The following is a 1718-nucleotide window of genomic DNA, read 5'->3' on the forward strand; positions in this document are numbered from 1 at the left end:
CCGGATGTGGTGTGGACGGTCGTGAGGGACTCGGCGGCCGGCAGCGGGAAGTAGTTCAGGAAGTCCTGCACCGTGTCGTTGGGGATCATCGTGGCGAGTTGCGGCAAGAGGATCAGGCCGCCTACGTACGCGCCGATCGCTCCGGGGATGCTGCGCAGGGCCGAGCCGAGGCCGAGCACGATGACGCCGATGAGGGCCGTTCCGATGGCTGAGCCCGCCACGGCGCGTGCGATGCCGGGGTCGCCGAGCGTGGCCTCCAGGTCGGTGCCGCCGAGGAATAGCTGCGCCAGCGGGAACGTGAGGAAGTTGGTGACCAGGAGTGTCACGAGCGCGACCGTGCCGAACACGGCCGTCTTCGCCCAGAGCACCGGGAGGCGGCGCGGCACCGCGGCCATCGTCGCCCGCACCAGGCCCGTCGAGTACTCGCCCGCGGTGACGAGGATGCCGAGGACCGCGATCGCGACCTGGCCAATCTGGGTGCCGAGCAGGGCATAGGTGACGGAGTCGATCTCGTCGCCGGGGTTGGGCGAGTACGTGGCGCCGACGATCATGCCGAGGATGGCCGTGACGATGCTCGCGATGCCGAGCATGATCCAGGTCGAGCGGAGCGTCCACAGCTTGTGCCACTCGGAGCGCAGGATTCCGCGGGTGGACAGGCGGTAAGGGACTGCTTTGGCGGACGTGGTCGCCGTCGTAGCGGTGCTCATGCCGCTGCTCCTTCCGGGATGCCGGTGGACACTGACGCCACGTACTCCACCGAGTCCCGTGTCAGGTCCATGAACGCCTGCTCCAGCGAAGCCGCGTGCGGGGTGAGTTCGAAGAGCGGGATGCCGTGCTGTGCTGCCGTACGGCCGATGCTTTCGCCGTCCGTGCCGCGTACGTCCAGGACGCCGGGCGCGTGGCTGGTGATCTCCACGCCGGGTGCCGCGAGCAGCTCGCCGAGCAGGCCCGCCTCGGGGCTGACGACCTTGACGGAGCCGGTGCCCGAGTCGCGTACGAACGCCTCGACCGTGGTGTCCGCGAGGAGCTTGCCGCGGCCGATGATGATCAGCTGCTCGGCGGTCAGCGCCATCTCGCTCATCAGGTGCGAGGAAACGAGGACCGTACGGCCCTCCGCGGCGAGGGACTTGAGGAGGTTGCGGATCCACAGGACGCCCTCGGGGTCGAGGCCGTTGACCGGCTCGTCGAGGATGACCGCGGCCGGGTCGCCCAGGAGCGCCGCCGCGATGCCCAGGCGCTGGCCCATGCCGAGCGAGAAGCCCTTCACGCGCTTGCGGGCGACCTCGTGGATGCCCACCAGGTCCAGGACCTCGTCGACGCGGCGGCGCGGGATGCCGTGCGTGTGGGCAAGGGCCATCAGGTGGTGGAAGGCGGTGCGGCCCGGATGGATGGACCGGGCCTCGAGCAGCGCGCCCACCTCGTGCAGGGGCGCGGAGTGCGTCGCGTACGTCCGGTCGCCGACGGTGGAGCGGCCCCGGGTCGGGGCGTCCAGGCCCAGGAGCATCCGCATCGTGGTCGACTTGCCCGCGCCGTTGGGGCCGAGGAAGCCGGTGACGGTGCCGGGGCGGACGGTGAAGCTCAGGTCCTCCACCACGGTCTTCTCGCCGTAGCGCTTGGTGAGTTCGTATGCCCGAATCATGCTTCTGATGCTGGCGCTCGCGGGGGCGCGGGGCGTCGGACCAGGGGCGGGAGGTGGGCGGTCGCGGGTAGTACCGGGG

The 1718-nt window shown here is 70.6% G+C and carries 2 protein-coding genes; both read right to left on the reverse strand.

Annotated features, from left to right (window positions below; genetic code table 11):
* On the reverse strand, positions 1-707 hold a 707-nt coding region (locus ACQKIP_RS46740; protein WP_427745793.1), incomplete at its 3' end, for an ABC transporter permease.
* A complete protein-coding gene (locus tag ACQKIP_RS46745; protein ID WP_365860187.1) occupies positions 704-1639 on the reverse strand; it encodes an ATP-binding cassette domain-containing protein in 936 nt (311 codons plus the stop codon). The genes ACQKIP_RS46745 and ACQKIP_RS46740, both read right to left, overlap by 4 nt.
* Positions 1640-1718 lie beyond the last annotated feature (79 nt).

The organism is Streptomyces sp. NPDC059900 (assembly GCF_050270335.1).
Taxonomy (GTDB): Bacteria; Actinomycetota; Actinomycetes; order Streptomycetales; family Streptomycetaceae; genus Streptomyces.

Bases quoted from the DNA above. Each gene is read 5' to 3' on its own strand.
- ACQKIP_RS46745 (WP_365860187.1), bottom strand. From the start codon at position 1,639: ATGATTCGGGCATACGAACTCACCAAGCGCTACGGCGAGAAGACCGTG.